At 68.6% G+C, this 22,806-nt stretch carries 22 protein-coding genes; 5 read left to right on the forward strand and 17 right to left on the reverse strand.

Annotated features, from left to right (window positions below):
• Positions 1-18: 18 nt before the first annotated feature.
• The 10 genes from ACIOVG_RS00365 to prmC form a co-directional block, all read right to left on the reverse strand.
• Positions 19-918: a F0F1 ATP synthase subunit gamma gene (locus tag ACIOVG_RS00365; protein ID WP_400867953.1), complete on the reverse strand. Its 900-nt coding sequence runs from the start codon at positions 916-918 to the stop codon at positions 19-21.
• A 20-nt stretch (positions 919-938) separates the two neighbouring features.
• On the reverse strand, positions 939-2,579 hold the full coding sequence (gene atpA, locus ACIOVG_RS00370; protein WP_400867955.1) for a F0F1 ATP synthase subunit alpha: 1,641 nt from the start codon (positions 2,577-2,579) through the stop codon (positions 939-941).
• Between the two features lie 47 nt (positions 2,580-2,626).
• On the reverse strand, positions 2,627-3,415 hold the full coding sequence (locus ACIOVG_RS00375) for a F0F1 ATP synthase subunit delta (RefSeq protein WP_400867957.1): 789 nt from the start codon (positions 3,413-3,415) through the stop codon (positions 2,627-2,629).
• Positions 3,415-3,972, reverse strand: coding sequence for a F0F1 ATP synthase subunit B (locus ACIOVG_RS00380; protein WP_400867959.1), 558 nt, complete (start codon positions 3,970-3,972; stop codon positions 3,415-3,417). Before ACIOVG_RS00380 ends, ACIOVG_RS00375 begins: the two co-directional genes overlap by 1 nt.
• 27 nt (positions 3,973-3,999) lie before the next feature.
• Positions 4,000-4,236 carry an ATP synthase F0 subunit C gene (gene atpE / locus ACIOVG_RS00385; RefSeq protein ID WP_042541851.1) on the reverse strand — a complete coding sequence of 79 codons (237 nt, stop codon included), beginning with the start codon at positions 4,234-4,236 and terminating at the stop codon, positions 4,000-4,002.
• 43 nt (positions 4,237-4,279) lie between these two features.
• On the reverse strand, positions 4,280-5,089 hold the full coding sequence (atpB, locus tag ACIOVG_RS00390) for a F0F1 ATP synthase subunit A (RefSeq protein ID WP_247630629.1): 810 nt from the start codon (positions 5,087-5,089) through the stop codon (positions 4,280-4,282).
• 111 nt (positions 5,090-5,200) lie between these two features.
• The gene (locus ACIOVG_RS00395) at positions 5,201-5,773 is read right to left on the reverse strand and encodes a hypothetical protein (RefSeq protein WP_400867961.1); all 573 of its coding nucleotides are present in this window, start codon (positions 5,771-5,773) and stop codon (positions 5,201-5,203) included.
• Positions 5,773-6,942 carry an MraY family glycosyltransferase gene (locus tag ACIOVG_RS00400; protein ID WP_400867963.1) on the reverse strand — a complete coding sequence of 390 codons (1,170 nt, stop codon included), beginning with the start codon at positions 6,940-6,942 and terminating at the stop codon, positions 5,773-5,775. The genes ACIOVG_RS00395 and ACIOVG_RS00400 overlap by 1 nt, the downstream gene beginning before the upstream one ends.
• Positions 6,939-7,664: an L-threonylcarbamoyladenylate synthase gene (locus tag ACIOVG_RS00405; protein ID WP_400867965.1), complete on the reverse strand. Its 726-nt coding sequence runs from the start codon at positions 7,662-7,664 to the stop codon at positions 6,939-6,941. The genes ACIOVG_RS00400 and ACIOVG_RS00405 overlap by 4 nt, the downstream gene beginning before the upstream one ends.
• A gap of 52 nt (positions 7,665-7,716) precedes the next feature.
• Positions 7,717-8,577, reverse strand: coding sequence for a peptide chain release factor N(5)-glutamine methyltransferase (gene prmC / locus ACIOVG_RS00410; protein WP_400867967.1), 861 nt, complete (start codon positions 8,575-8,577; stop codon positions 7,717-7,719).
• Positions 8,578-8,677: 100 nt separating this feature from the next.
• Between prmC and cysK the strand changes: the two genes are divergently transcribed.
• Both cysK and epsC read left to right on the forward strand, forming a co-directional pair.
• A complete protein-coding gene (gene cysK, locus ACIOVG_RS00415; RefSeq protein ID WP_247629800.1) occupies positions 8,678-9,616 on the forward strand; it encodes a cysteine synthase A in 939 nt (312 codons plus the stop codon).
• Positions 9,617-9,631: 15 nt separating this feature from the next.
• A complete protein-coding gene (epsC, locus tag ACIOVG_RS00420) occupies positions 9,632-10,195 on the forward strand; it encodes a serine O-acetyltransferase EpsC (protein WP_400867969.1) in 564 nt (187 codons plus the stop codon).
• A gap of 15 nt (positions 10,196-10,210) precedes the next feature.
• On the opposite strand, the gene ACIOVG_RS00425 is transcribed toward epsC, so the two are convergent.
• Positions 10,211-10,615 carry a hypothetical protein gene (locus ACIOVG_RS00425; protein WP_400867971.1) on the reverse strand — a complete coding sequence of 135 codons (405 nt, stop codon included), beginning with the start codon at positions 10,613-10,615 and terminating at the stop codon, positions 10,211-10,213.
• A gap of 67 nt (positions 10,616-10,682) precedes the next feature.
• Positions 10,683-12,227 (reverse strand): CitMHS family transporter, encoded by a 1,545-nt coding sequence (locus ACIOVG_RS00430; protein WP_400867973.1) that lies wholly within the window; start codon positions 12,225-12,227, stop codon positions 10,683-10,685.
• Positions 12,228-12,372: 145 nt separating this feature from the next.
• Between ACIOVG_RS00430 and ACIOVG_RS00435 the strand changes: the two genes are divergently transcribed.
• Both ACIOVG_RS00435 and ACIOVG_RS00440 read left to right on the forward strand, forming a co-directional pair.
• Positions 12,373-14,064 carry an ATP-binding protein gene (locus tag ACIOVG_RS00435; protein ID WP_400867975.1) on the forward strand — a complete coding sequence of 564 codons (1,692 nt, stop codon included), beginning with the start codon at positions 12,373-12,375 and terminating at the stop codon, positions 14,062-14,064.
• Positions 14,061-14,714, forward strand: a complete 654-nt coding sequence (locus tag ACIOVG_RS00440) for a response regulator (RefSeq protein ID WP_400867977.1) — start codon at positions 14,061-14,063, stop codon at positions 14,712-14,714. The genes ACIOVG_RS00435 and ACIOVG_RS00440 overlap by 4 nt, the downstream gene beginning before the upstream one ends.
• Positions 14,715-14,736: 22 nt before the next feature.
• Here ACIOVG_RS00440 and prfA read toward each other — a convergent pair whose 3' ends face one another.
• The 5 genes from prfA to lysA form a co-directional block, all read right to left on the reverse strand.
• A complete protein-coding gene (gene prfA, locus ACIOVG_RS00445) occupies positions 14,737-15,816 on the reverse strand; it encodes a peptide chain release factor 1 (RefSeq protein ID WP_400867979.1) in 1,080 nt (359 codons plus the stop codon).
• Positions 15,817-15,827: 11 nt separating this feature from the next.
• Entirely contained in the window at positions 15,828-17,741 is a 1,914-nt protein-coding gene (rho, locus tag ACIOVG_RS00450) for a transcription termination factor Rho (protein WP_400867981.1), read from the reverse strand.
• A gap of 153 nt (positions 17,742-17,894) precedes the next feature.
• On the reverse strand, positions 17,895-18,833 hold the full coding sequence (gene thrB / locus ACIOVG_RS00455; protein ID WP_400867983.1) for a homoserine kinase: 939 nt from the start codon (positions 18,831-18,833) through the stop codon (positions 17,895-17,897).
• Positions 18,834-18,835: 2 nt separating this feature from the next.
• Positions 18,836-20,140 (reverse strand): homoserine dehydrogenase, encoded by a 1,305-nt coding sequence (locus tag ACIOVG_RS00460; RefSeq protein ID WP_400867985.1) that lies wholly within the window; start codon positions 20,138-20,140, stop codon positions 18,836-18,838.
• The gene (gene lysA, locus ACIOVG_RS00465) at positions 20,137-21,579 is read right to left on the reverse strand and encodes a diaminopimelate decarboxylase (protein ID WP_400867987.1); all 1,443 of its coding nucleotides are present in this window, start codon (positions 21,577-21,579) and stop codon (positions 20,137-20,139) included. The genes ACIOVG_RS00460 and lysA overlap by 4 nt, the downstream gene beginning before the upstream one ends.
• Positions 21,580-21,727: 148 nt before the next feature.
• Between lysA and ACIOVG_RS00470 the strand changes: the two genes are divergently transcribed.
• Complete coding sequence (locus ACIOVG_RS00470) at positions 21,728-22,777, forward strand: YihY/virulence factor BrkB family protein (RefSeq protein ID WP_400867989.1); 1,050 nt, start codon at positions 21,728-21,730, stop codon at positions 22,775-22,777.
• Positions 22,778-22,806: the final 29 nt, after the last annotated feature.

Genomic DNA, 22,806 nt, shown 5'->3' on the forward strand with positions numbered 1-22,806 from the left:
CGTCTCTCTCCTGATGGTCTATTTGCTCGACGAGAGCGCGTCGGCGCCGCCGACGATCTCTGCGATCTGCTGCGTGATCTCCGCCTGGCGCGCGTTGTTGCGCAGACGGGTGTAGTCGGTGATGAGCTTGTCGGCGTTGTCGCTGGCCGACTTCATCGCCTTCTGCGTCGCGGCCTGCTTGGCAGCAGACGACTGCAGGAGAGCGTTGAAGACGCGGCTCTGGATGTACACCGGCAGGATCGCGTCCAGCACGGTCTCGGCGTCCGGCTCGAACTCGTAGAGCGGGTAGATGGTGTTCCCCGCCTCCGACTCGTCGGCTTCCGAGATCTCCAGCGGGAGCAGGCGCACGGATTCCGGCGTCTGCGTCATCATGCTGACGAAACGGTTGTACACGAGGTGGATCTCGTCCACGCCGCCCTCGACGCCACCGCGGGAGAAGTCCTCGAGAAGCTTCTGCGAGATCTCCTCCGCCGTGTGGAACGACGGCGTGTCGGTGTCGCCGGTCCACTCCGCGGCCGCCTGGATGCGACGGAACTGGAAGTAGCCGACGGCCTTGCGACCGACGAGGTAGAACACCGGCTCCTTGCCCTGCTCGCGCAGGAGCTCGGCCACCTCGAGACCCTCACGGAGGATCTGCGAGTTGAAGGCTCCGGCGAGACCGCGGTCCGAGGAGAAGATCACGACCGCGGAGCGGTGGATCGTCTCGGGCTCGCGGGTGAGCGGGTGGTCGACGTTCGAGTGCGTCGCGACGGCGGACACGGCCCTCGTCACGGCTCGCGCGAAGGGGCTGGACGCCTTGACGCGTGCCATCGCCTTCTGGATGCGCGAAGCCGCGATGAGTTCCATCGCCTTCGTGATCTTCTTGGTCGTCTGAGCAGAAGAGATCTTCTGCTTGTAGACCCTGAGTTGAGCGCCCATGAGTTCAGTTCCTCACGCGATTACGCGCGACGGCCCTTGACGATCTTCTCCTGGTTGACGTCGTCCGCCTCCGCAGCCGCGTGCTCCTCGTGGCCGGGAGCACCGATGCTGGTGCCCTTGCCACCCTGGAACTCCAGGATGAAAGCGTCGGTGTGCTTCTCGAGCTCTGCGACCGTGTCGTCATCGAGGACGTTGGTCTCGCGCAGGGTGTCGAGCACCGAGGTGTTGCGACGCAGGTAGTCCAGGAGCTCGCGCTCGAAGCGCAGGACGTCCGAGACCTCGATCGTGTCGAGCTTGCCCTTGGTTCCGGCCCAGATCGAGACGACCTGCTCCTCGACCGGGTACGGCGAGTACTGCGGCTGCTTGAGCAGCTCGGTCAGACGCGCACCACGCGAGAGCTGGCGACGGGACGCCTGGTCGAGGTCGGATGCGAACATCGCGAAGGCCTCGAGCGAGCGGTACTGAGCCAGCTCGAGCTTCAACGTACCCGAGACCTTCTTGATCGACTTGACCTGTGCGTCACCACCGACTCGCGACACCGAGATACCCACGTCGACCGCCGGACGCTGATTGGCGTTGAAGAGGTCGGACTGCAGGAAGATCTGGCCGTCGGTGATCGAGATCACGTTGGTCGGGATGTACGCCGAGACGTCGTTGGCCTTGGTCTCGATGATCGGAAGACCCGTCATCGAGCCGGCGCCGAGCTCGTCGGACAGCTTCGCGCAACGCTCCAGCAGACGGGAGTGCAGGTAGAAGACGTCACCCGGGTACGCCTCACGGCCCGGCGGACGACGCAGCAGAAGGGACACGGCGCGGTACGCCTCAGCCTGCTTCGACAGGTCGTCGAAGATGATGAGGACGTGCTTGCCGCCGTACATCCAGTGCTGGCCGATGGCCGAGCCGGTGTAGGGGGCGAGGTACTTGAAGCCGGCGGGGTCGGATGCCGGAGCGGCCACGATCGTGGTGTACTCCAGGGCACCGGCCTCTTCGAGCGCGCCCTTCACCGAGGCGATGGTCGAGCCCTTCTGGCCGATGGCGACGTAGATGCAGCGGACCTGCTTGTTGACGTCGCCGGACTCCCAGTTGTCCTTCTGGTTGATGATCGTGTCGATCGCGATCGCCGTCTTACCGGTCTGGCGGTCGCCGATGATCAGCTGACGCTGTCCACGGCCGACCGGGATCATCGCGTCGATCGCCTTGATGCCGGTCTGCATCGGCTCGTGGACCGACTTGCGCTGCATGACGCCGGGCGCCTGCAGCTCGAGCTCGCGGGTTCCCTCGGTCTCGATCGAGCCGAGGCCGTCGATCGGGTTGCCGAGCGGGTCGACGACGCGACCCAGGTAGCCGTCGCCGACGGGGACCGAGAGGACCTCACCCGTGCGGGTGACTTCCTGACCGGCCTCGACGCCGGTGAAGTCACCGAGGACGACGACACCGATCTGGTTCTGGTCGAGGCTCAGCGCGAGGCCCTTGGTGCCGTCGCCGAAAGTCACGAGCTCGTTGGCCATGACGCCGGGCAGGCCCTCGACATGCGCGATTCCATCCGCGGCGTCGATGACGGTGCCGACCTCGGTCGCCGCTGCCCCGGTGGGCTCGTAGGCGGCGGCGAAGTCCTTCAGCGCGTCACGGATGACGTCGGGGCTGATCGATAGTTCTGCCATTGTCTTCCCTTTGTATCTGGGTGCGCGGTTCCCCGCGCGAAGTCGTGTTAGCCCGCGAGCTTCTGGCGAAGGTCTGCGAGTCGAGCGGAGATGCTGCCGTCGATGACGTCATCGGCGATCTGCACGCGCAGGCCTCCGAGAACGGCAGGGTCGATGACGACGTTGAGCGAGACCTTGCCGTCGTACCGACGCGAGAGCGCGTCGCTGAGACGGGTGCGCTGAGCTTCGTTCAGCTCGGATGCCGTGTGGACCGTCGCGACGACTCGACCGTGCTGGCTCGAGACGATGCGCATGGCGCGGTTCAGCAGCTGGCGGATGCGACGATCGCGCGGCTGACGCACGAGCGACGACACGATCAGCGCCGCGGGGGCGCTGACGGAGCCGGTCAGCAGACGCTCGACGAGCTCGACCTTGGCCGCTCCTCCCCCGAGGCGGCTGCCCAGGGCGAGTTCGAGCTCCGAGTTCGCGGCGATGACGCGGGAGAAGCCGAAGAGCTCCGCCTCGATGTCGGCTCCGCTGTCGGAGATCGCCGCTGCACGGATCGCGAGCTCCTCGATGCCGTCGACGAGCGCGCTCGCGTCGGACCAGCGCTCGGAGACGACGGTCTTGAGCACGTCCCGGGTGATCTGCGAGAACCCGCCGAAGACCGAGGCGACGACGTTCTGCCGTGCCTCGGCCGGAGCCGAGGCGTCAGCAAGCGCGCCGCTCAGATGCGACGATTCGCCCACGGCATGCGCCGCGGCGAAGAGCTCCCGCGAAGTGTCGAGGGTCACGCCGGATGCCGCGGCAAGCGCCTGAACGGATGCCGCAAGCGCCTGAGTGGTCGCGCTGCCCATTACTGGGCCGCCTTCTCGGATGCTTCGAGGTCGGCGAGGAAGCGGTCGACCACAGCCGTCGCACGCGCGTCATCGGACAGCGTCTCCCCGACCACGCCACCGGCGAGGTCGATGGCGAGCGTTCCGACCTCGCTGCGGAGCGAGACGAGAGCGGTCTGACGCTCGGCCTCGATCTGCGTGTGCGCGGTGGCGGTGATACGGGCAGCTTCGCTGCTCGCGGCTTCCTTGGCCTCGGCGACGATCTTCTTGCCATCCTCACGGGCGGCCTCACGGATCTCACCGGCTTCGGTGCGTGCCTCGGCCAGCTGACGCGTGTACTCCTCGAGCGCGGCCTCGGCCTGCTTCTGAGCCTCGTCAGCCTTGGCGATGTTCCCCTCGATGGCGGCGGACCGCTCGTCGAGCATCTTCGTCAGCTTGGGAAGGGCGACCTTCCAGACCACGATGAGAATGATGAGGAACCACAGGCCAGACCAGATGATGTCGTACCACGCGGGGAGAAGCGGGTTGTTTGCCGCCTCACCCTCAGCCGCGAGGTTCGTGACAAGAGCGTTGAGCATCCTGTCTCCTTCTGAAGTCGGTGTGGATTACGGGAAGGGGATGAATCCGACGGCGATGCCGACGAATGCAAGCGCCTCGGTGAAGGCGATACCGATCCACATGAGGACCTGAAGACGACCGGCCAGCTCGGGCTGACGGGCGACGCCCTCGATGGTCTTGCCGACGACGATGCCCACACCGATGGCCGGACCGATTGCAGCGAGGCCGTAGCCGACCGATGCGAGGTGGCCGTTGATGTCTGCGAGAACCGTAGTTGCGTCCACGGGGTTTTTCCTTTCGTTGGGTGGGTGGCTTTCGCCGACCCGCTCAGTGCTCTTCTGCGACCGCGAGCTGGATGTAGACCGCGGTGAGGACGGTGAAGACGTATGCCTGGAGAACCGTGACCAGGATCTCGAACAGCGTGAATGCGCCGCCGAAGGCCAGGGTTCCGATGCCGAGCGCCGCCCATCCCCCACCAGCGGTGAAGAAGAAGAACTGGGTGGCTGCGAAGCACAGCACCAGGATCATGTGTCCGACCACGAGGTTCATCAGGAGTCGCAGGGTCAGGGTGACCGGACGGATGATGAAGGTCGAGATCAGCTCGATCGGCGTGACGATGATGTACACCGGCCACGGCACTCCCGAGGGGAACAGCGCGTTCTTGAAGAAGTTCTTGGGGCTCTTCTTGATACCGGCGTAGATGAAGGTCACGTAGCTGACGAGAGCGAGCGTGAGCGGGACGGCGATGATCGCGGTACCCGGCATGTTCAGGAACGGGATGATCCCCGTGACGTTCATGAAGAGGACCATGAAGAAGATGGTCGTCAGGATCGGCAGGAAGCGATCGCCGTCCTTGCGTCCGAGCAGGTCGTGCGCGATGTTGGTGCGGACGAATCCGAGACCCATCTCGACGAGGCTCTGGCCACGACCCGGGATCATCTTCATGCGGCGCGTGCCGAGCCAGAGGATGAGGACCACAGCGATGACCGAGAGCAGCTGGATCAGGTGGATCCGGTTGACCGGGATCACGCCGAACAGGTTGAAGAGCGTTTCCGGGAAGAATTCGTCGATCGACGGACCGTGGAACTCACCATCAGAGGCGAGTCGTGGGGTCAGGGTCGCAGCAAGATTAAACAGCGCGGGCTCCAGCTTCGGGGCACCGGTCAGAACCGGGGCGACGATGGTCGGTGTGCTTCACTGCGCAAGCGCTCGCGGGAGAGCGGCGGGCACATGTCAACACTATCAGAGTCAGATGGTGCGCGAGTCCGCTGGGCCCTCGTCCACGGGCTTCTCCGGCACGATGTGGTGCCGTCCGGGAGCACGGTCCTCCGGCACCTCGGTGGGCAGGGACACGCCCGGGGCGCGGTCCTCGGGAACCTCGGTGGGCAGGGAGGCGTCGCTGACGTTCGGCAGCCGCATCTTCGTGAGCACCAGCACGTCGATCACGAGCGACATGACGACGCCGGCGACGATCGAGAGGAAGAACACCATGGGGTGGATCCAGGGCTGACCGCTCAGCACGATCATCACCACGACGAAGACGCCGAGCTTGAGGAGCCAGCCGCCGAGCACGATCGCGAAGAACAGCTGCACGTACAGCGGGTCGCCGAACCAGCGGTTCGCGATCAGGATGCTGATGCCCGTGATCGCGAGGAAGAGCATCGCGAGCAGCACGCCGAGGAGTCCGCTCACCAGCCCCTCGCCCCCGCCGACCAGGAAACCGACGACACCGGCCACCACCGCGAGGATCACCGTCGCGACCGCGGACCAGATCAGGGTGCGGCGCAGGATGGGATTGCTGGACACGGGGTTCGGGCTCATCAGGACTCCAGGGATGTCGGGTCGGGCTCGGGTGCCGTCGCCGGCTTCTTACGACGGGAGGGCATGAGGGTGATCAGCAGGCAGGCTGCGATGCCCACCACGCCGAAGCCGACGCCGGGGAGGTACTGGCCGGGCCAGTCCTCGCGCGCGCCGACGTACATGAGCAGCACCGCGAGCGAGATCACGGCCGACCATGCGTAGAAGATGAGGACCGCGTCGCGGTCGCGGTGACCGAGGTCGAGCATCCGGTGGTGCAGGTGCTTGCGGTCGGGCGAGAACGGCGAGCGTCCGGCGCTCATGCGCCTCAGCACCGCCAGGCCGAAGTCGAGCAACGGCAGCAGCACGACCAGCAGCGGCAGCAGGATGGGCAGGAAGGCACCGACCAGCTGGGAGCGTCCGAGACGTTCGGGATCGAGCGAGGAGGGGTCCATCTGTCCGGTGATCGAGATCGCGGATGTCGCCATCAGCAGACCGATCACCAGCGCACCGGAGTCGCCCATGAAGAGCTTCGCCGGACTCCAGTTCAGCGGCAGGAACCCGAGACACGCGCCGATCAGCACGGCGGCGATGAACGTCGAGAGGTTGAAGTTGCTGGAGGCACCGGAGTCGCGCGTGAAGATGTAGGAGTAGGCGAAGAAGACGCCGTTCGAGATCAGGCAGACGCCCGCGACGAGCCCGTCGAGACCGTCGATGAAGTTGACCGCGTTCATCACGATCACGATCGCGAACATGGTGATCGTGATGCTCAGCCAGCTCGAGACGACGATCAGGTCCCCGAAGGGCAGGGACAGGATCTGCAGTCCCCCGCCCACGGTGATGATCCCGGCGGCCAGGAACTGCGCGCCGAGCTTGATCATCCAGTCGATGTCCCAGAGGTCGTCGACGACCCCGATGACGGCGATCAGCAGCGCGGCGGCGAGGAGCGACCACATCGTCTGCGGCGGCGTCCAGATGCTCTGGAAGAAGGGGTTGAGCGCCGAGAACCCGAAGGCGGCGACGATACCGAGGAAGATCGCGACACCGCCGAGACGCGGCGTGGGCGTGGTGTGCACATCGCGCTCGCGGATGCCCGGATACAGCTTGTACCGCAGGCTCAGCCGCCAGACCGCCCAGGTCAGTGCGAACGTGATCGCGGCGGTGAGGAGGATCGTGAAGAGGTACTGCTTCACGAATCCTCGTCCTGGTGCTCCTCCTGCGCGGCGTCCACCGGCTGCTCCTCCGGTTCGAGCAGGTCTCCGAGCACCTCGTGCAGCTGCTCACGCGTGACCGCGCCGTGACGCAGGATCCGGACGACGGCGCCTTCCTCGTCCACACCGCGGCGCACGAGCGAGGTCGCATCCACGATGGTCGAGGCGATGCCGTCCTTGCTGAGGCCGTCGGCCAGGTAGACCGCGACGCTGTCGCCCAGCATCTTCTCGGCATCGAGGGCAGAGATCGCAGCGTCCTGCCCCGTGAGGTTCGCGCTCGACACCGCGAGCGGTCCGGTCTCGGCGAGCAGTTCGAGCGCCACACGCCCCTCCGGCATCCGCACCGCCACGGTTCCCATGGTCTCCCCCAGGTCCCACACGAGCGACGGCTGCGCGGGAAGCACGATGGTCAGCCCACCCGGCCAGAACGCGTCGACGAGTCGCTGCACCGGCTCGGGGACGGACTCCGCGAGGGCGGCGAGGGTGTCGACGGAGCCGATCAACACGGGCGGCGGCTGGTTGCGTCCTCTGCCCTTCGCGTCGAGCAGACGCTGCACCGCAGCCGGTGAGAAGGCGTCGGCGGCGACGCCGTACACGGTGTCGGTGGGCATGACGATCAGCTCGCCGCGGCCGATGGCCTGGCGTGCGTGCCGCATTCCGGCGAGCAGCTGCGCTTCGTCGTGGCAGTCGAAGATGGAGGACATGGCGGTTCGATTCTATCCGGGGACGACAGGGCTGATGCTCGGAAGGTCCTGATCAGGCACGGACTGCGGTGGTGGCGCGATCACGGAGGGTCAGATCGCGGTGGGTCGCGGCCGCGCGCCATCCGTCGGCGGTGAGGATCTCACGGATCGCCGCCCCCTGCAGCTCCCCGTGTTCGATCACCAGCAGGCCGCCGGGACGGAGCAGCGCAGCCGCTCTCGTGCTCAGCACCCGCACGAGATCGAGGCCGTCCGCCCCGCCGTAGAGCGCCATCGCCGGATCGTACAGGCGGACCTCGGGGTCGCGCGGGATCGCGTCATCAGGCACGTACGGAGGGTTGGAGATCACGACGGATGCGGTGCCGTCGAGCTCGGGGAACGCCTCCGCCATGTGCGCGAGGACCAGGGTGAGGTTCTCGACACCGCTCGTGTTGCGGCTCGCCCACGCGTGCGCCTCGGGAGACAGCTCAGCGGCGAAGATCCGCGCGTGAGGCACCTCTGTCGCCATCGCCAGGGCGATCGCCCCGCTCCCCGTGCCGAGGTCGATGCCGATCGGCGCGGGCTCCGGAGAGTTCAGCAGCGCGTCGATCGCGAACTGCACGACCGTCTCGGTCTCCGGTCGCGGGACGAAGACGCCGGGCCCGACCTGGAGCTCGAGGTGCCGGAACGGCGCGGTTCCCGTAAGGTGCTGGAGCGGCTCCCTGCCGGCGCGGCGCTCTACGAGTGCATCGATGCGCTCCGCATCCTTCGCGTCCACCGCATCACCGCGGATCAGGGCGGCCTGCACCTCGCCTCGGCGGAGACCGAGCACGTGGCCGGCGAGGAGTTCGGCGTCGACCACCGGATCGGAGACGCCGGCGTCGGCGAGACGCTGCGCCGCACCGCGCACGAGTGCGGCGAGAGTGTTCACGGACATGGCTTCCAGCGTAGAGCGCCGGAGGGTGTCACAATGCCGACCCCTCATCCGACCTCGAATAGGCTGGTGCCGCACTGACCCGCATCAGGAAGGCTCTCCCATGCCCGGCATCCATTCCGACATCACGACCGCATTCGGCAACACCCCGCTCGTCCGGCTGAACAGCGTCACGGAGGGCCTCGGAGCGACCGTGCTCGCCAAGCTCGAGTACTACAACCCCGCCTCGAGCGTGAAGGACCGCATCGGCATCGCGATGATCAACGCGGCCGAGGCCTCCGGCGAGCTCAAGCCCGGCGGCACGATCGTGGAGTCCACCAGCGGCAACACCGGCATCGCTCTCGCCATGGTGGGAGCCGCGCGCGGCTACAAGGTCATCCTGACCATGCCCGCATCGATGTCGAAGGAACGACGCCTCCTGCTGAAGGCGTTCGGCGCCGAGATCGTCCTGACCGACCCCACCAAGGGCATGAGCGGCGCGATCGAGGTCACGAAGCAGATCGTGGCAGACACCCCCGGTGCCATCTGGATCCGGCAGTTCGAGAACGCCGCGAACCCGCAGATCCACCGCGAGACGACTGCACCGGAGATCCTGCGGGACACCGACGGGAACATCGACATCTTCATCGCCGGCGTCGGCACCGGTGGCACCGTGACCGGCACCGGCCAGGCGCTGAAGGCGGCGAAGCCCGACGTGCAGGTCATCGCCGTCGAGCCCAAGGACTCCCCCGTTCTCAGCGAGGGCCACCCCGGCCCGCACAAGATCCAGGGCATCGGCCCGAACTTCGTTCCGGCGATCCTCGACCGCGACGTGATCGACGAGGTCATCACGGCCGAGTTCGAGGAGTCCATCCAGGTGGCACGCCGACTGATGGCCGAGGAGGGTCTGCTCGTCGGAATGTCCTGCGGCGCCGCAGTGTCCGCGGCCCTCAAGGTCGCAGCGCGGCCTGAGAACGCCGGCAAGACGATCGTCGTCATCCTGCCCGACACCGGTGAACGCTATCTCTCGACCGCGCTCTTCGAGGACCTGCGCGAAGACTGACGAGGACACGCCAGCATGATCGGTCGAATGCGCGAGGACGTCGCGGCGGCGAGGCTCCGCGACCCGGCGGCGCGCAGCGGCATCGAGGTCGCACTGCTCTACCCCGGGCTGCACGCCATCTGGGCGCACCGGGTGTCGCACGCACTCTGGCGGCGCGGCTTCCGCCTGCTTCCGCGAGCGGGGTCACAGGTGTCGCGCTGGCTCACCGGGATCGAGATCCACCCTGGGGCCCGGATCGGACGCCGGTTCTTCATCGATCACGGCATGGGCGTCGTGATCGGGGAGACCGCGGAGATCGGCGACGACGTGATGCTGTACCACGGCGTGACGCTCGGCGGCCGCACCCGCGAATCGGGTAAGCGGCACCCCACGCTCGGCGATGGCGTGGCGGTCGGCGCGGGCGCGAAGATCCTCGGACCGATCACGATCGGCGCCGGATCCGTGGTCGGCGCCAACGCCGTGGTCACGCGGGACGCTCCGGACGACAGCATCCTCGTCGGGATCCCGGCGAAGCCTCGTCACCGCCTCGTCGGCGAGGACACGCGCGCCCTGCTCACCGCGCCCGACTACTCGATCTGACGCCGCACGCCGGACTCAGCGCCGAGCGCGGGCGTCCTTCACCTTGCGCTTGACGAAGAGCAACGGGAGCAGCACGGTCCCGAGCGCCGTCACGAGCCACACGATCACGGAGCCGAGGATCCAGCCGGCCGCGTCGGTGATGCGCAGACCGCCGACCGGCAGCAGCACCACGATGATCAGCGCGACGAGCGTCGAGAAGATCCCGATCCCACCCAGCAGCACGGGGGCGTACCGGTCGGCGAGCTTGCTGATCCACGGCGAGAGGATGCTCTGCAGCAACGCGAAGATCAGGATGCAGAGCACGAAGCCCCACCACTTCGACCAGTCGATCTGGAAGCCGTCCAGGACGAGGTCGGCGACGATGAGTCCGATGCCGGCCGAGAGGATGTAGATGGCCGCGCGGAACAGGAATGTGATCACGCGCTGAGCCTAGCGCCCCGCGCCCCGCCGCCGGGAGCGCGACATCCGTGCTCCCGGCGGCGACTTCTCACTGCGCGACGAAGAACGGGATCGCACCCACCAGGATTCCGACGCCGAGCATCACCAGCGACACGATCGCCGTACGCCACAGCACCTTGCGGTGATGGTCTCCGAGGTTCACGCCGGCCAGGGATACGAGCAGCAGGATCGCCGGCACGAGAGGGCTCTGCAGATGGACCGGCTGTCCGGTGATCGACGCCCTGGCCATCTCCACCGGGTCGATGCCGAAACTCGCCGCGCTCTGCGCGAGGACCGGGAGGATGCCGAAGTAGAACGCGTCGTTGGACATGAAGAAGGTGAACGGGATGGAGAGGATGCCCGTGATCGGAGCGAGGAACGGACCGAGCGCTGGCGGCAGCACGTTCGTGATCCACGTGGCCATCGCATCGACCATGCCAGTCCCCGTGAGCACTCCGACGAGGACGCCGGCGGCGATGACCATCGACACCACGCCGACGATGCTGGGGGCATGGGCGACGATCTCCGACGCCTGGTCCTTGATGCCGCGGAAGTTGACGACGAGGGCGACACCCGCGCCCACCATGAACACGTACGGCAGCGGCAGGATGTCGAGCACGAGCAGCACCATCACGGCGAGTGTGAGCGCCAGGTTGAACCAGATGAGCTTCGGACGCAGGGTCGGCCGGGCGGGGTCCAGCATGGTGTCCGCCATCGCAGTATCGGCGGGATCCACGCTCGCGGCGGCGACGGGCCCGTGACCGCCGGCAACGACCACGATGTTGCCGGTGCGCAGCGCGGCTCGGGCACCCGGCTTGGGACCGGCGCCTCGGAAGATGCGCGGAACGGCGGCCAGGGCGCCGCCGTCGGAGCCGGGGAGCAGTCCATCGGAGTCCAGACGGCCCAGGCGACGACGCTCCTGAAGACCCAGGACCCACGCGAAGCCGAGCGTCACGATGAGGCCGGCTCCGAGCGCGGGCAGCATCGGCACGAAGATGTCGGTCGGCTGCAGCCCGAGAGCGGTCGCGGCACGAACGGTCGGCCCGCCCCAGGGCACGATGTTCAGCGTGCCGTTCATGAGACCGGCGACGCAGGTGAGCACGACAGGACTCATGCCGAGCCGCAGGTAGATCGGCAGCATCGCCGAGGTCGTGATGATGAACGTCGTGGAGCCGTCGCCGTCGAGCGACACCGCACCGGCGAGGATCGCGGTACCGAGCACCACCTTCGCCGGGTCGTCGCCCAGCACACGCGTGATGACCCGGATGAGCGGGTCGAACAGCCCGACGTCGATCATGATGCCGAAGAACATGATCGCGAACATGAGCAGCGCCGCCGTGGGCGCCATCGTCCCGATCGCGTCGAGGATCATGTCGCCGAGGCCGAGTCCGGCACCCGCGAACAGGCCGAATGCGGTCGGTACGAGGATCAGGGCGACCATGGGCGTGAGCCGCTTGGTCATGATGAGCGTCATGAACGCCAGCACCATCGTGAATCCGAGCAGCACGAGTACCCACTCGGGCGGCACGAACGCCACGTCGTACGTGGGTGCCTCGTCGGCGGCCGCGAACAGGCCGGTGAGCGCGTGGGACATGGGTGACTCCTTCGTCATGACTCCGTCGGCGGCGACGGATCCTGATGAGACTAGGGAAACCGCGCGCACAGGGTGCGGTATCCCGCATTCCCGCCGGTTGTGCGCGTAGCGTGAGTTCTGCGCATATTGCGCGGGAGGAGCAGCGATGCCCAGGACGACGTCGACCAGACCGCGGTTCGCCACGCGCGCGCTGCTGCTGCACCTCGCCACCGTCGCGCTCGTGGTGGTGCTGTGCACCGGCGTGTACCTTCTGCTCGCGGTCCAGCAGCTGCGGACTGAAGCGGAGTCGACCGCGCTCGGCATCGCGAGAACCCTGGCAGAGGACCCGCAGGTGCGTGCCGAAGTCACGCGGATCTCGGCGTCCGAGCACGAACCGGACGCCGAGGAACTCCGCCGGGGCGATCTGCAGCGACTGGCCTCGGACGTCGCCGCCCGCACGGGAGCGCTGTTCGTCGTGATCACGGACGACAACGGCATCCGATTGGCGCACCCGACGCCCTCGCGGATCGGCGAGGAGGTCAGCACGCCCTACGAAGAGGTGCTGCAGGGCAGGGAGATCGTCGACTGGCAGACCGGCACGCTGGGTGAATCGGCGCGTGCCAAGGTCCCTGTGCGCGACGCCGACGGCACACCGGTCGGCGAGATCAGCGTCGGTTTCGAACGCGCCGGCGTCTTCGACGACCTGCCGCCCCTGCTGGCGGTGATCGCCCTCACGGCAGCAGGCGCCCTGGGGCTCGCGATGCTCGCGTTCCTCCTGCTCCGCCGGCGGTGGGAGCGCCTGACCCTCGGCGTACAGCCCGAGGAGCTCGTCGCCCTCGTGCAGAACCAGACCGCCGTGCTGAACGGCGTCGCGGACGGCGTGCTGGCCGTCGACCCGCAGGGGATCGTGCGGGTGAGCAATGCCGCGGCGGATCGTCTGCTCGGCCTCGACTCCCCCATCGGACGCTCGCTCGAGACGCTGGGTCTGCCCTCCCCCGTGATCGACACGGCGCGCGGCGTGATCGCCCGATCGAGCGCCGTGGTCGGGAACCGGATGCTGTATCTCGACTCGCGCCCCGTCGTGCGTGACGGACGCGCACTCGGCGACGTGCTGATCGTGCGCGACCGCACCGACCTCATCGCGCTGACGGAGCGGCTCGAGACCGTCAGCACGATGACAGCGGCGCTGCGCGTGCAGCGGCACGAGTTCGCCAACCGGATGCATGTCGCCGCGGGGCTGATCGACGCAGACCGGGTCGCGGACGCGCGGGCCTTCCTCGGCGAACTCGTCGAGCGCGGTCCTGTCGCCTTCCCGGTTGCGGGGCTCGACCTCCTCGGCGATCCGTTCCTGCATTCCTTCCTCGGCGCCAAAGGGGTGGAGGCCGGTGAACGCGGTGTCGCCCTGCGCATCGCCGACGACACCCAGCTGATCGGCAGCGTGATCGCGGCAGAAGACGTGGCGGCGGTGCTCGGCAACCTCATCGACAACGCCGTCACCGCGGCCGTGTCCGGTGAGCGGACGCCGCGCTGGGTGGAGGTCGCCGTGCTCGACGACGGCGACGCGCTCGTGTGCACCGTGGCCGATTCCGGTGGCGGTCTGCGCGGCGTCGACCCGATGTCGCCTCGGCGGACCGACGATGGCGGCGCCGACAGCGTGCACGGTCACGGGATCGGCATCCCCCTCTCGACGGAGATCGCCCGCCGCAGCGGCGGCGACCTCTGGGTCATCGATCCCGGAGACGACGGCCACGGGGCCGTGTTCGCCGCCCGCATCGGCGGCGCCGTGGGCCACGCCCCGCTCCCGGACGACTCGGCGACCGATCACCGCACTCACCCCGATAACAAGGAGAAGCCATGACCGAGCCCCTCCGGGTCCTCATCCTCGACGACGACTTCCGGGTCGGTCAGCTGCACCAGGGCATCGTGGACGAGCACCCCGGGTTCACGGTGTCGCAGACCGTGCGCTCTCTCGCCGAGGCGCGTGACGGCGTGCGCTCCTCCCGCCCCGACCTGCTGCTGGCCGACGTCTTCCTCCCCGACGGCGACGGCATCGCGTTCGTACGGGACTCGGGCATCGACGCCATTCTGATCTCCGCAGCCGATGACGCGCCGACGGTGCGCCGCGCGCTCAGGTCAGGAGCGGTCGGCTACCTCGTGAAGCCGTTCGAGCGGCGCGCCCTGACCGGACTGCTGGATCGGTACTCCCGCTACCGCAATCTGCTCGCGGGTGACCGTGCCGTACGGCAGGAGGACGTCGACAGGGCGCTCGCGATCCTGCACGGCGCCGGTGAGCCGGTGTCGCTGTCGCGGTCGGCGACGGAGCAGCTCGTGCTCGCGGCGCTCGGCGACGGCGAGGCCTCGGCAGCGGAGGTCGGCGAACGCGTCGGCATCTCGCGGGCGACCGCCCAGCGACACCTCGCCGCCCTCGCTGCGCGGACGATCGTGGAGGTGCGACTCCGCTACGGAGCCACGGGGCGTCCTGAGCATCGGTACGCGGCGCGCACCTGACGCACCGACCGCGCGCGCCGGGTCAGGACTCGGAGCCGACAGCGGCCAGTCGTGCTTCCTCGTCGGCGGAGATCGCTGACGCGATCAGCGGTTCGAGAGCGCCGTCCATGACCTGGTCGAGGTTGTAGGCCTTGAACCCGGTGCGGTGATCCGCGATGCGGTTCTCCGGGAAGTTGTAGGTGCGGATCCGCTCTGAGCGGTCCATCCCGCGGATCTGCGACTTGCGGGCATCGGATGCCGCGGCGTCGAGCTCTTCCTGCTGCTTGGCGAGGAGCCGCGCACGCAACACGCGCATTCCGGCCTCGCGGTTCTGCAGCTGCGACTTCTCGTTCTGCATCGACACCACGATCCCGCTGGGCAGGTGCGTGATGCGCACGGCGGAGTCCGTCGTGTTGACCGACTGCCCGCCCGGGCCGGACGAGCGGAACACATCGATCTTGAGGTCGTTCTGGTTGATCGCGATCTCGTCGGGCTCGTCGACTTCGGGGAACACCAGGACGCCGGTGGTCGACGTGTGGATGCGCCCCTGCGACTCGGTCGCGGGCACACGCTGCACGCGATGCACGCCACCTTCGTACTTCAGATGCGCCCAGACGCCCTGCGCCGGGTCCGACGACGATCCCTTGATCGCGACCTGCACGTCCTTATAGCCGCCCAGATCGGACTCGTTGCGCTCGAGGAGCTCTGTCTTCCAGCCCTTCGAGGCGGCGTACTGGATGTACATGCGCAGCAGATCGGCGGCGAACAGCGCCGATTCGGCGCCACCCTCCCCCGCCTTGATCTCCATGATCACGTCGCGCGCGTCGTCGGGGTCGCGCGGGATCAGCAGTCGCCGGAGCTTCTCCTGAGCCGCCTGCAGCCCCTCTTCGAGCACCGGGACCTCGGCCGCGAAGGTCTCGTCCTCACGGGCGAACTCGCGGGCGGCGTCGAGGTCGTCGGATGCGGCGACCCAGGCCTCGTGCGCCGCGACGATCCGAGACAGCTCCGCGTACCGGCGGTTGACGCGCTTCGCCCGCGCGGCGTCGGCGTGCACCGCCGGGTCGGAGAGTTCCTCCTGCACCCGGCGATGCTCGTCGATCAACGCCTGAACGGACTCGAACACGGTCGCTCCGCTCAGCGGATGTTGTTGTCGTGCCCGTGACCGCCGGAGGGCAGCGTGGGGATCGACTTCTGCATCTGCACCAGGAACTCGACGTTGGAGTTGGTCTCCTTGAGCTTGCCGAGCACGACCTCGAGGGCTTGCTGCTGGTCGAGGCCGGCGAGGGCGCGACGCAGCTTCCACGTGATCTTGACCTCATCGGCCGAGAGCAGCATCTCTTCACGGCGGGTGCTCGACGCGTTGACGTCGACCGCGGGGAAGATGCGCTTGTCGGCGAGCGAACGCGACAGGCGCAGTTCGCTGTTGCCGGTGCCCTTGAACTCCTCGAAGATGACCTCGTCCATCTTGGACCCGGTCTCCACGAGCGCCGTCGCGAGGATGGTGAGCGATCCACCGTTCTCGATGTTGCGCGCGGCGCCGAAGAAGCGCTTGGGCGGGTACAGCGCCGATGCATCGACACCACCGGTCAGCACACGACCGGACGCCGGCGCGGCGAGGTTGTAGGCACGTCCGAGGCGCGTGATCGAGTCGAGCAGCACGACGACGTCGCGGCCCAGCTCCACCAGGCGCTTGGCGCGCTCGATCGCGAGCTCGGCGACCGTGGTGTGATCCTCGGCCGGACGGTCGAAGGTCGAGGCGATGACCTCACCCTTCACCGTGCGCTCCATGTCGGTGACCTCTTCGGGGCGCTCGTCGACGAGCACGACCATGAGGTGGACCTCGGGGTTGTTCTGCGCGATCGCATTCGCGATCTGCTGCAGCACGATCGTCTTGCCTGCCTTGGGCGGCGCGACGATGAGACCGCGCTGACCCTTGCCGATCGGGGCGACCAGATCGATGATGCGCTGCGTGAGCTTCTCGGGAGCCGTCTCCAGGCGCAGGCGCTCCTGCGGGTAGAGCGGGGTGAGCTTGCCGAACTCGACGCGAGTGGCGGCGTCGTCGATCGACAGGCCGTTGATCGAGTCGACCTTGACCAGCGCGTTGTACTTCTGGCGGCCGGGCTGCTCGCCCTCGCGCGGCTGCTTGATCGCGCCGACGATCGCGTCGCCCTTGCGCAGGTTGTACTTCTTGACCTGGCCGAGCGAGACGTAGACGTCGCTGGGGCCGGCGAGGTAGCCGGTGGTACGGACGAAGGCGTAGTTGTCGAGCACGTCGAGGATGCCGGCGATCGGGATCAGGACGTCGTCCTCGCCGATCTCGGTGTCGAACTCGTCGGTCGGCGCACCGCTGCGGCGCTTGTTGCGCTGACGGTTGCGGCCGTTCCCGGACTGGTCGTCATCGGCGACCGGCTGAGCCTGCTGCTGATCCTGGGCGGCACCGCCCTGGCCGCGCCCGCGGTTGCGGCTGCGGTTGCGGTTACGGCTGCGGCCGCCCTGCTCCTCGCCATCGGCGGAGTCGGACGATCCGTCCGAGGCCGGCTGCGCGTCGGCGGGAGCCGACTCGGCGGGCTGCTCGGCCGCGGGGGCCTCGGCTGCGGGCTTCTGCGCGCCGCGACGGCCGCGACCGCTGGTCTTGGGGGCCGCTTCGGCCGGAGCCTCGGTCTGGGCGCTCTCAGCCGGCTTCTCAGCGGCAGGTGCCTCGGCCGCAGCAGCGGGCGTCTCGGCGGGCGCTTCGGCCGAGGCGGCCGGTGCCTCGGCATCAGCCTTCTTGGCGCGACTGCGGCGCGGTGCCTTCGCCTTCGGAGCCGACTCGGCAGCGTCGCCATCGGCCGCGGGAGCGGCGGCGGGTGCGTCTGCCGCAGGGGCGGCATCCGCCTGCGCTGCGGCGGCCTTCTCGGCCTTCGCAGCCGCCGTCGCGCTGGTGGCGCGGCGGGGTGCACGCTTGCGCGCGGGGGCGGCCTCCGTCGCCGCATCCGCGTTCACGGCAGCAGCCGGCGCTTCAGCGACCGGAGCGGACTGGTCGTTCTGGGTCTCGGAGAAATTCTCCACGAGTACTCCCTCATGTGTCATGGGAAAAGAGCGTTGTACGCGCACAACGGGTGCTGCGCGCGATCGCACGGGCTGACGCTCGGCGCCAGCCGGCCTGGGCACGTGTGCCAAGGGATTCGCGTGCGGGTCTTGCAGATTGCAATGGGGCCAGATTCACGAAGCTTCGTGGAAGCCCTCCGCTCGATCCCCCACTGTACCACCACGAACGTCGACCGCCAGCAGGAGCGCCTCCCACGGGGTGTCGGTGACGGCGTTGGCCACTTCCACCGCGTCCTGACGGCTGCCGGGGCCGTCTGCGAGCACCAGGACACTCGGCCCTGCGCCCGACACGACGGCGGCGAATCCCGCCGCCCGCAGCGCCTGCACCAGTCGCTGCGTCTCGGGCATCGCCTCGGCGCGGTAGTCCTGGTGCAGGCGGTCGGCCGTCGCATCCAGCAGCAGCTCAGGGCTCTGCATCAGTGCCGCGATGAGCAGCGCCGAGCGCGAGACGTTGAACACGGCATCCGCCGTCGACACCTGGGGCGGCTGCAGAGAACGGGCCTGCGAGGTCGACATCGTGTATGCCGGCACGAGCACGAGCGGCGACACCCCGCGGTGAACCAGGAGCTTCTTGTGCTGCGGACCGCGCTCGCCCATCCAGGCGATCGTCAGGCCGCCGAACAGCGCGGGCGCCACGTTGTCGGGGTGCCCCTCGATCTCGGTCGCGAGACGCAGCAGGTCGCCGTCACCGATCTCGACGTCGCCCTCCAGCAGTCCCTTGGCCGCCAGCACTCCTGCGGCCACCGCGGCACCGGAGGACCCGAGACCACGTCCGTGCGGGACGCCGTTCTCGGCGATGATGCGCAGCCCTGGCAGGGGACGACCGGCGTCAGCGTAGACGTGCGCGATCGTGCGCACGATCAGGTTGGTCTCATCGCGCGGGATCTCGGCGGCACCCGACCCCGTGACCTCGATCTCGAGCGTGCCGGCCGGCAACTCGGTGATGTGCAGCGTGTCGTAGATGCTGAGCGCCAGGCCGAGGGTGTCGAACCCGGGTCCGAGGTTCGCACTGGTGGCGGGGACGCGCACCTCGACGGAGCGGCCCTGCGCCATCGTCACTCGCCTTCCACGCGCAGCACGGAGACCACGCGCTCGACCACGGAGCTGTCCGCCAGGGCGTCGACGGTCGCGCTGAGCGCGCTCTCGGCGGCGCGGTGCGTGCCGATGATCAGGCGCGCCGTCGGCTCCGCCTCGCCTTCGACGGTCTGCACGACCGTCGCCACGGAGACTCCCCCATCGCTGAGGATGCCGGCCACGGTCGCGAGCACGCCGGGCGCATCCGCCACCTCCAGGGTGATCTGGTAGCGAGTGGTGACGTGCCCGATCGGAACGATGGGCATGTTGGCCCTGGTCGACTCGCCCACTCCGACACCGCCGGCGATGTGGCGGCGCGCGGCCGACACGACGTCGCCGAGCACGGCGGAGGCGGTCTGAACTCCCCCGGCGCCCGCGCCGTAGAACATCAGCGACCCGGCGGCCTCCGCCTCGACGAAGACGGCGTTGTTGGCGCCGTGCACGGAGGCGAGCGGGTGCGACTGCGGCACGAGAGCCGGGTACACGCGCACCGAGATGGACTCGTCGCCATTGGCCTCGATGCGCTCGCACACCGCGAGCAGCTTGATGACGAAGCCCGCGGAACGCGCCTCCTCGATCATCGACGCCGTGATGGAGGAGATGCCCTCGCGGTGTACGGCCTCGAGGGGAACCGCGGTGTGGAAGGCCAGGCTCGCCAGGATCGCGGCCTTCTGCGCAGCGTCGTATCCCTCGACGTCGGCGGTCGGGTCCGCCTCGGCGTAGCCCAGGCGCTGTGCGTCGGCGAGCACGTCGGCGAAGTCCGCGCCCTCCGTGTCCATCCGGTCGAGGATGTAGTTCGTGGTGCCGTTGACGATGCCCATGATCCGCACCACGCGGTCACCCGCGAGCGAGTCGCGCAGCGGACGGATGATCGGGATCGCTCCGGCGGCTGCGGCCTCGTAGTACACGGAGGCGCCGACGCGATCGGCGGCCTCGAAGAGCTCAGGGCCGTGAGTGGCGAGAAGGGCCTTGTTGGCGGTCACCACGTCGGCGCCGGATCCGATCGCCTGCAGGATGTTGGTGCGGGCGGGTTCGATGCCGCCGATCAGCTCGATCACGATGTCGGCCCCGAGGATCAGGGATTCCGCATCGGTCGTGAACAGCTCGCGCGGCAGGTCGACGTCGCGCGGCGCGTCGAGGTTGCGCACGGCGATGCCGGCCAGCTCCAGGGATGCTCCGGCGCGATCGGCGAGCTCGTCTCCGTGGCGCAGCAGGAGTGCTGCGACCTGGGAGCCGACAGCCCCGGCGCCGAGAAGCGCCACACGAAGTCGTCGGTACTCTGTCATCTTGCTCCTTCTGAGGTGGACGGACGCGATCGGCCGGACACGTGTCCGCCGTCGATGCCCGCGTCCCGCGCGAGCAGATCGTCGATGGTCTCGCCTCGAACGATCACTCGGGACTCCCCGTCGCGCACGGCGATCACGGGAGGACGCGGAACATGGTTGTAGTTGCTCGCCAGCGAGACGCAGTAGGCGCCGGTGGCCGGTACGGCGAGCAGGTCGCCCGGGACGAGATCGGCCGGGAGGTATTCGTGGTCGACGACGATGTCGCCGGACTCGCAGTGTTTGCCCACGACGCGGCTGAGCTGTGCAGCGCCGTCGCCGACGCGCGAGGCCAGTCGGGCGGAGAACTGCGCGCCGTACAGGGCAGGACGCGCGTTGTCGCTCATGCCGCCGTCGACGCTGATGTAGCGGCGGACCGCCCCGGACTCGACCGTGACGTCCTTAGTGGTGCCGACCTCGTACAGCGTCACACCGGCGGTGCCGACGATGGCTCTGCCCGGTTCGAACGACAGTGCGGGTACCGCGATACCGCGGGCATCGCATCCCTGGGCGACGGCGGCGACGATCTCGGCCGCGAGCTCGTGGATCGGAGTCGGGTCGTCGACGCGGGTGTAGGCGATTCCGAAGCCGCCCCCGAGGTTCAGCTGAGGGACGGGGCCGCTCTCGAGCAGGGTCGCGTGCAGTTCGAGCACGCGGGACGCCGATTCGCGGAACCCGGCGACCCCGAAGATCTGCGAGCCGATGTGACAGTGCAATCCTGCGAACTCGAGACCGGGGATCTCGCGGATCCGCGCGACGGCCTTCTCGGCCTCCGGCAGCGGGAAGCCGAACTTCTGGTCCTCGTGCGCGGTGGCGAGGAAGTCGTGCGTCTCGGCATGCACACCGCTGATGACGCGCACGAAGACCCGCTGCACGGCCCCGGTACGCGCGGTGATGGCCGACAGCCGCTCGATCTCGATATCGCTGTCGACGATGATCGACCCCACGCCGACGTCGACGGCGCGTTGCAGCTCCGCCGTCGACTTGTTGTTGCCATGGAACCCGATCGCGGCGGGGGCGACGCCCGCGGCGAGCGCGACCTCGAGCTCCCCTCCGGTGCACACGTCCACGCGGAGGCCTTCGTCGACGACCCAGCGGGCGACCGTGGTGCACAGGAACGCCTTTCCGGCGTAGTACACCTGCGCGGTGGTCCCGTGGTCGGCGGCGGCCTGGTCGAAGGCGCTGCGGAAGGCTCGCGCGCGCGTGCGCACCTCGTCCTCGTCGATCACGAGGAGGGGCGTGCCATAGGTCTGGGCCAGAGCGGTCGCGCTGAGGCCCGCGAGCAGCAGCGCGCCGTCGGCATCGCGGCCTGCGGATGCCGGCCAGACGCCGTCGGCGAGGTCATTCGCGTCGTCGGGCTCGACGAGCCACTCCGGGGCGAGCGAGTCGGCAGGGGAAAGCAATGAGCACCAATCGTGGGATGGATCTCGGGCTGAACGCGCACATCGAGGTTGACCCCGATTCTAGGGCACCTGCACCTGCCCTTCCGTCATGGTGTCGTGCGGCGTCAAGCCCCTGGGACTGTCCCCATCGGCCTCATAGGGTGGGAGCGTGGTGAACACCGAATCGCGATCCGAATCCCCTGCCCGTCCCGGCATCGTCGAGCGTGTGACCGGCCCGATCATCGCCTGGGCCCTCGGGCGCCGCCTGGTGCGTGCCGCCCTGCTCTACTCGGAGCGCCGCGGCCCGATGCTCGCAGACAGCGTCACCTATCGCGCGCTGTTCAGCGTCTTCGCCGGCGTGCTCCTGGGGTTCTCCATCGCCGCGCTCTGGCTGGCGGGCAACCCCGTGGCATGGCAGGCGATCATCGACGCGGTGCAGTCCGTCGTGCCCGGGCTGATCGGCGAAGGAGGGGTGATCGACACCGACGCGCTGAAAGCACCGGCGACCCTGTCGATCGCCGGAGTGATCTCGCTCGTCGCCCTCCTGGGTTCGGCGCTCGGGGCGATCGGATCGCTGCGCACGGCGGTCCGCGTCCTCGCCGGCACCGCGCACGACGACATCCTCTGGATCTGGGTACTGCTGCGCAACCTCGGCCTAGCGCTCGCGATCGGTCTCTTGTTCATCGCCGCGGCCTTGCTCACCTTCGCCGGGCAGCTCGGAGTCACCTGGTTCAGCGGTCTGCTCGGACTGCCCGAGGATTCCCCGCTCGTGCTCTGGGGCGTACGCGCGCTGTCGCTCCTGGTGGTCTTCGCGCTCGACGCGGCGCTCATCGCCGGCATCTTCCGCGTCCTGTCCGGCGTGCGGGCGTCAGCACGGTCGCTCTGGGTCGGCGCGCTCCTCGGCGCCGTCGGGCTCCTCGTGCTGCAGGAGCTCTCCGGGCTCTTCATCGGAGGCGCGACGAGCAATCCGCTCTTGGCGTCGTTCGCCTCGCTGCTCGCCCTGCTGATCTGGCTGAACTTCTCGGCGCAGGTGATCCTGATCGCGTGCGCCTACATCGTGACCGCCCACGAGGAGGCGAAGGATCGCGTGCACGCCCGTTTCGGCGCCACGACGTTCCCGCAACGTCGCGTGCAGCGGGCGGAGGTCGATGTGCGCGTCGCGACCGCCGAGTTGCGTGCGGCCCAGGAAGCGCTGGCCGGGGAGAACCCCAAGAGCTGACTCGCCGCAGCCGTCGACCCGTTGTGACC

Origin of the sequence: Microbacterium sp. NPDC087591, from assembly GCF_044743625.1 — a bacterium.
Taxonomy (GTDB): Bacteria; Actinomycetota; Actinomycetes; order Actinomycetales; family Microbacteriaceae; genus Microbacterium.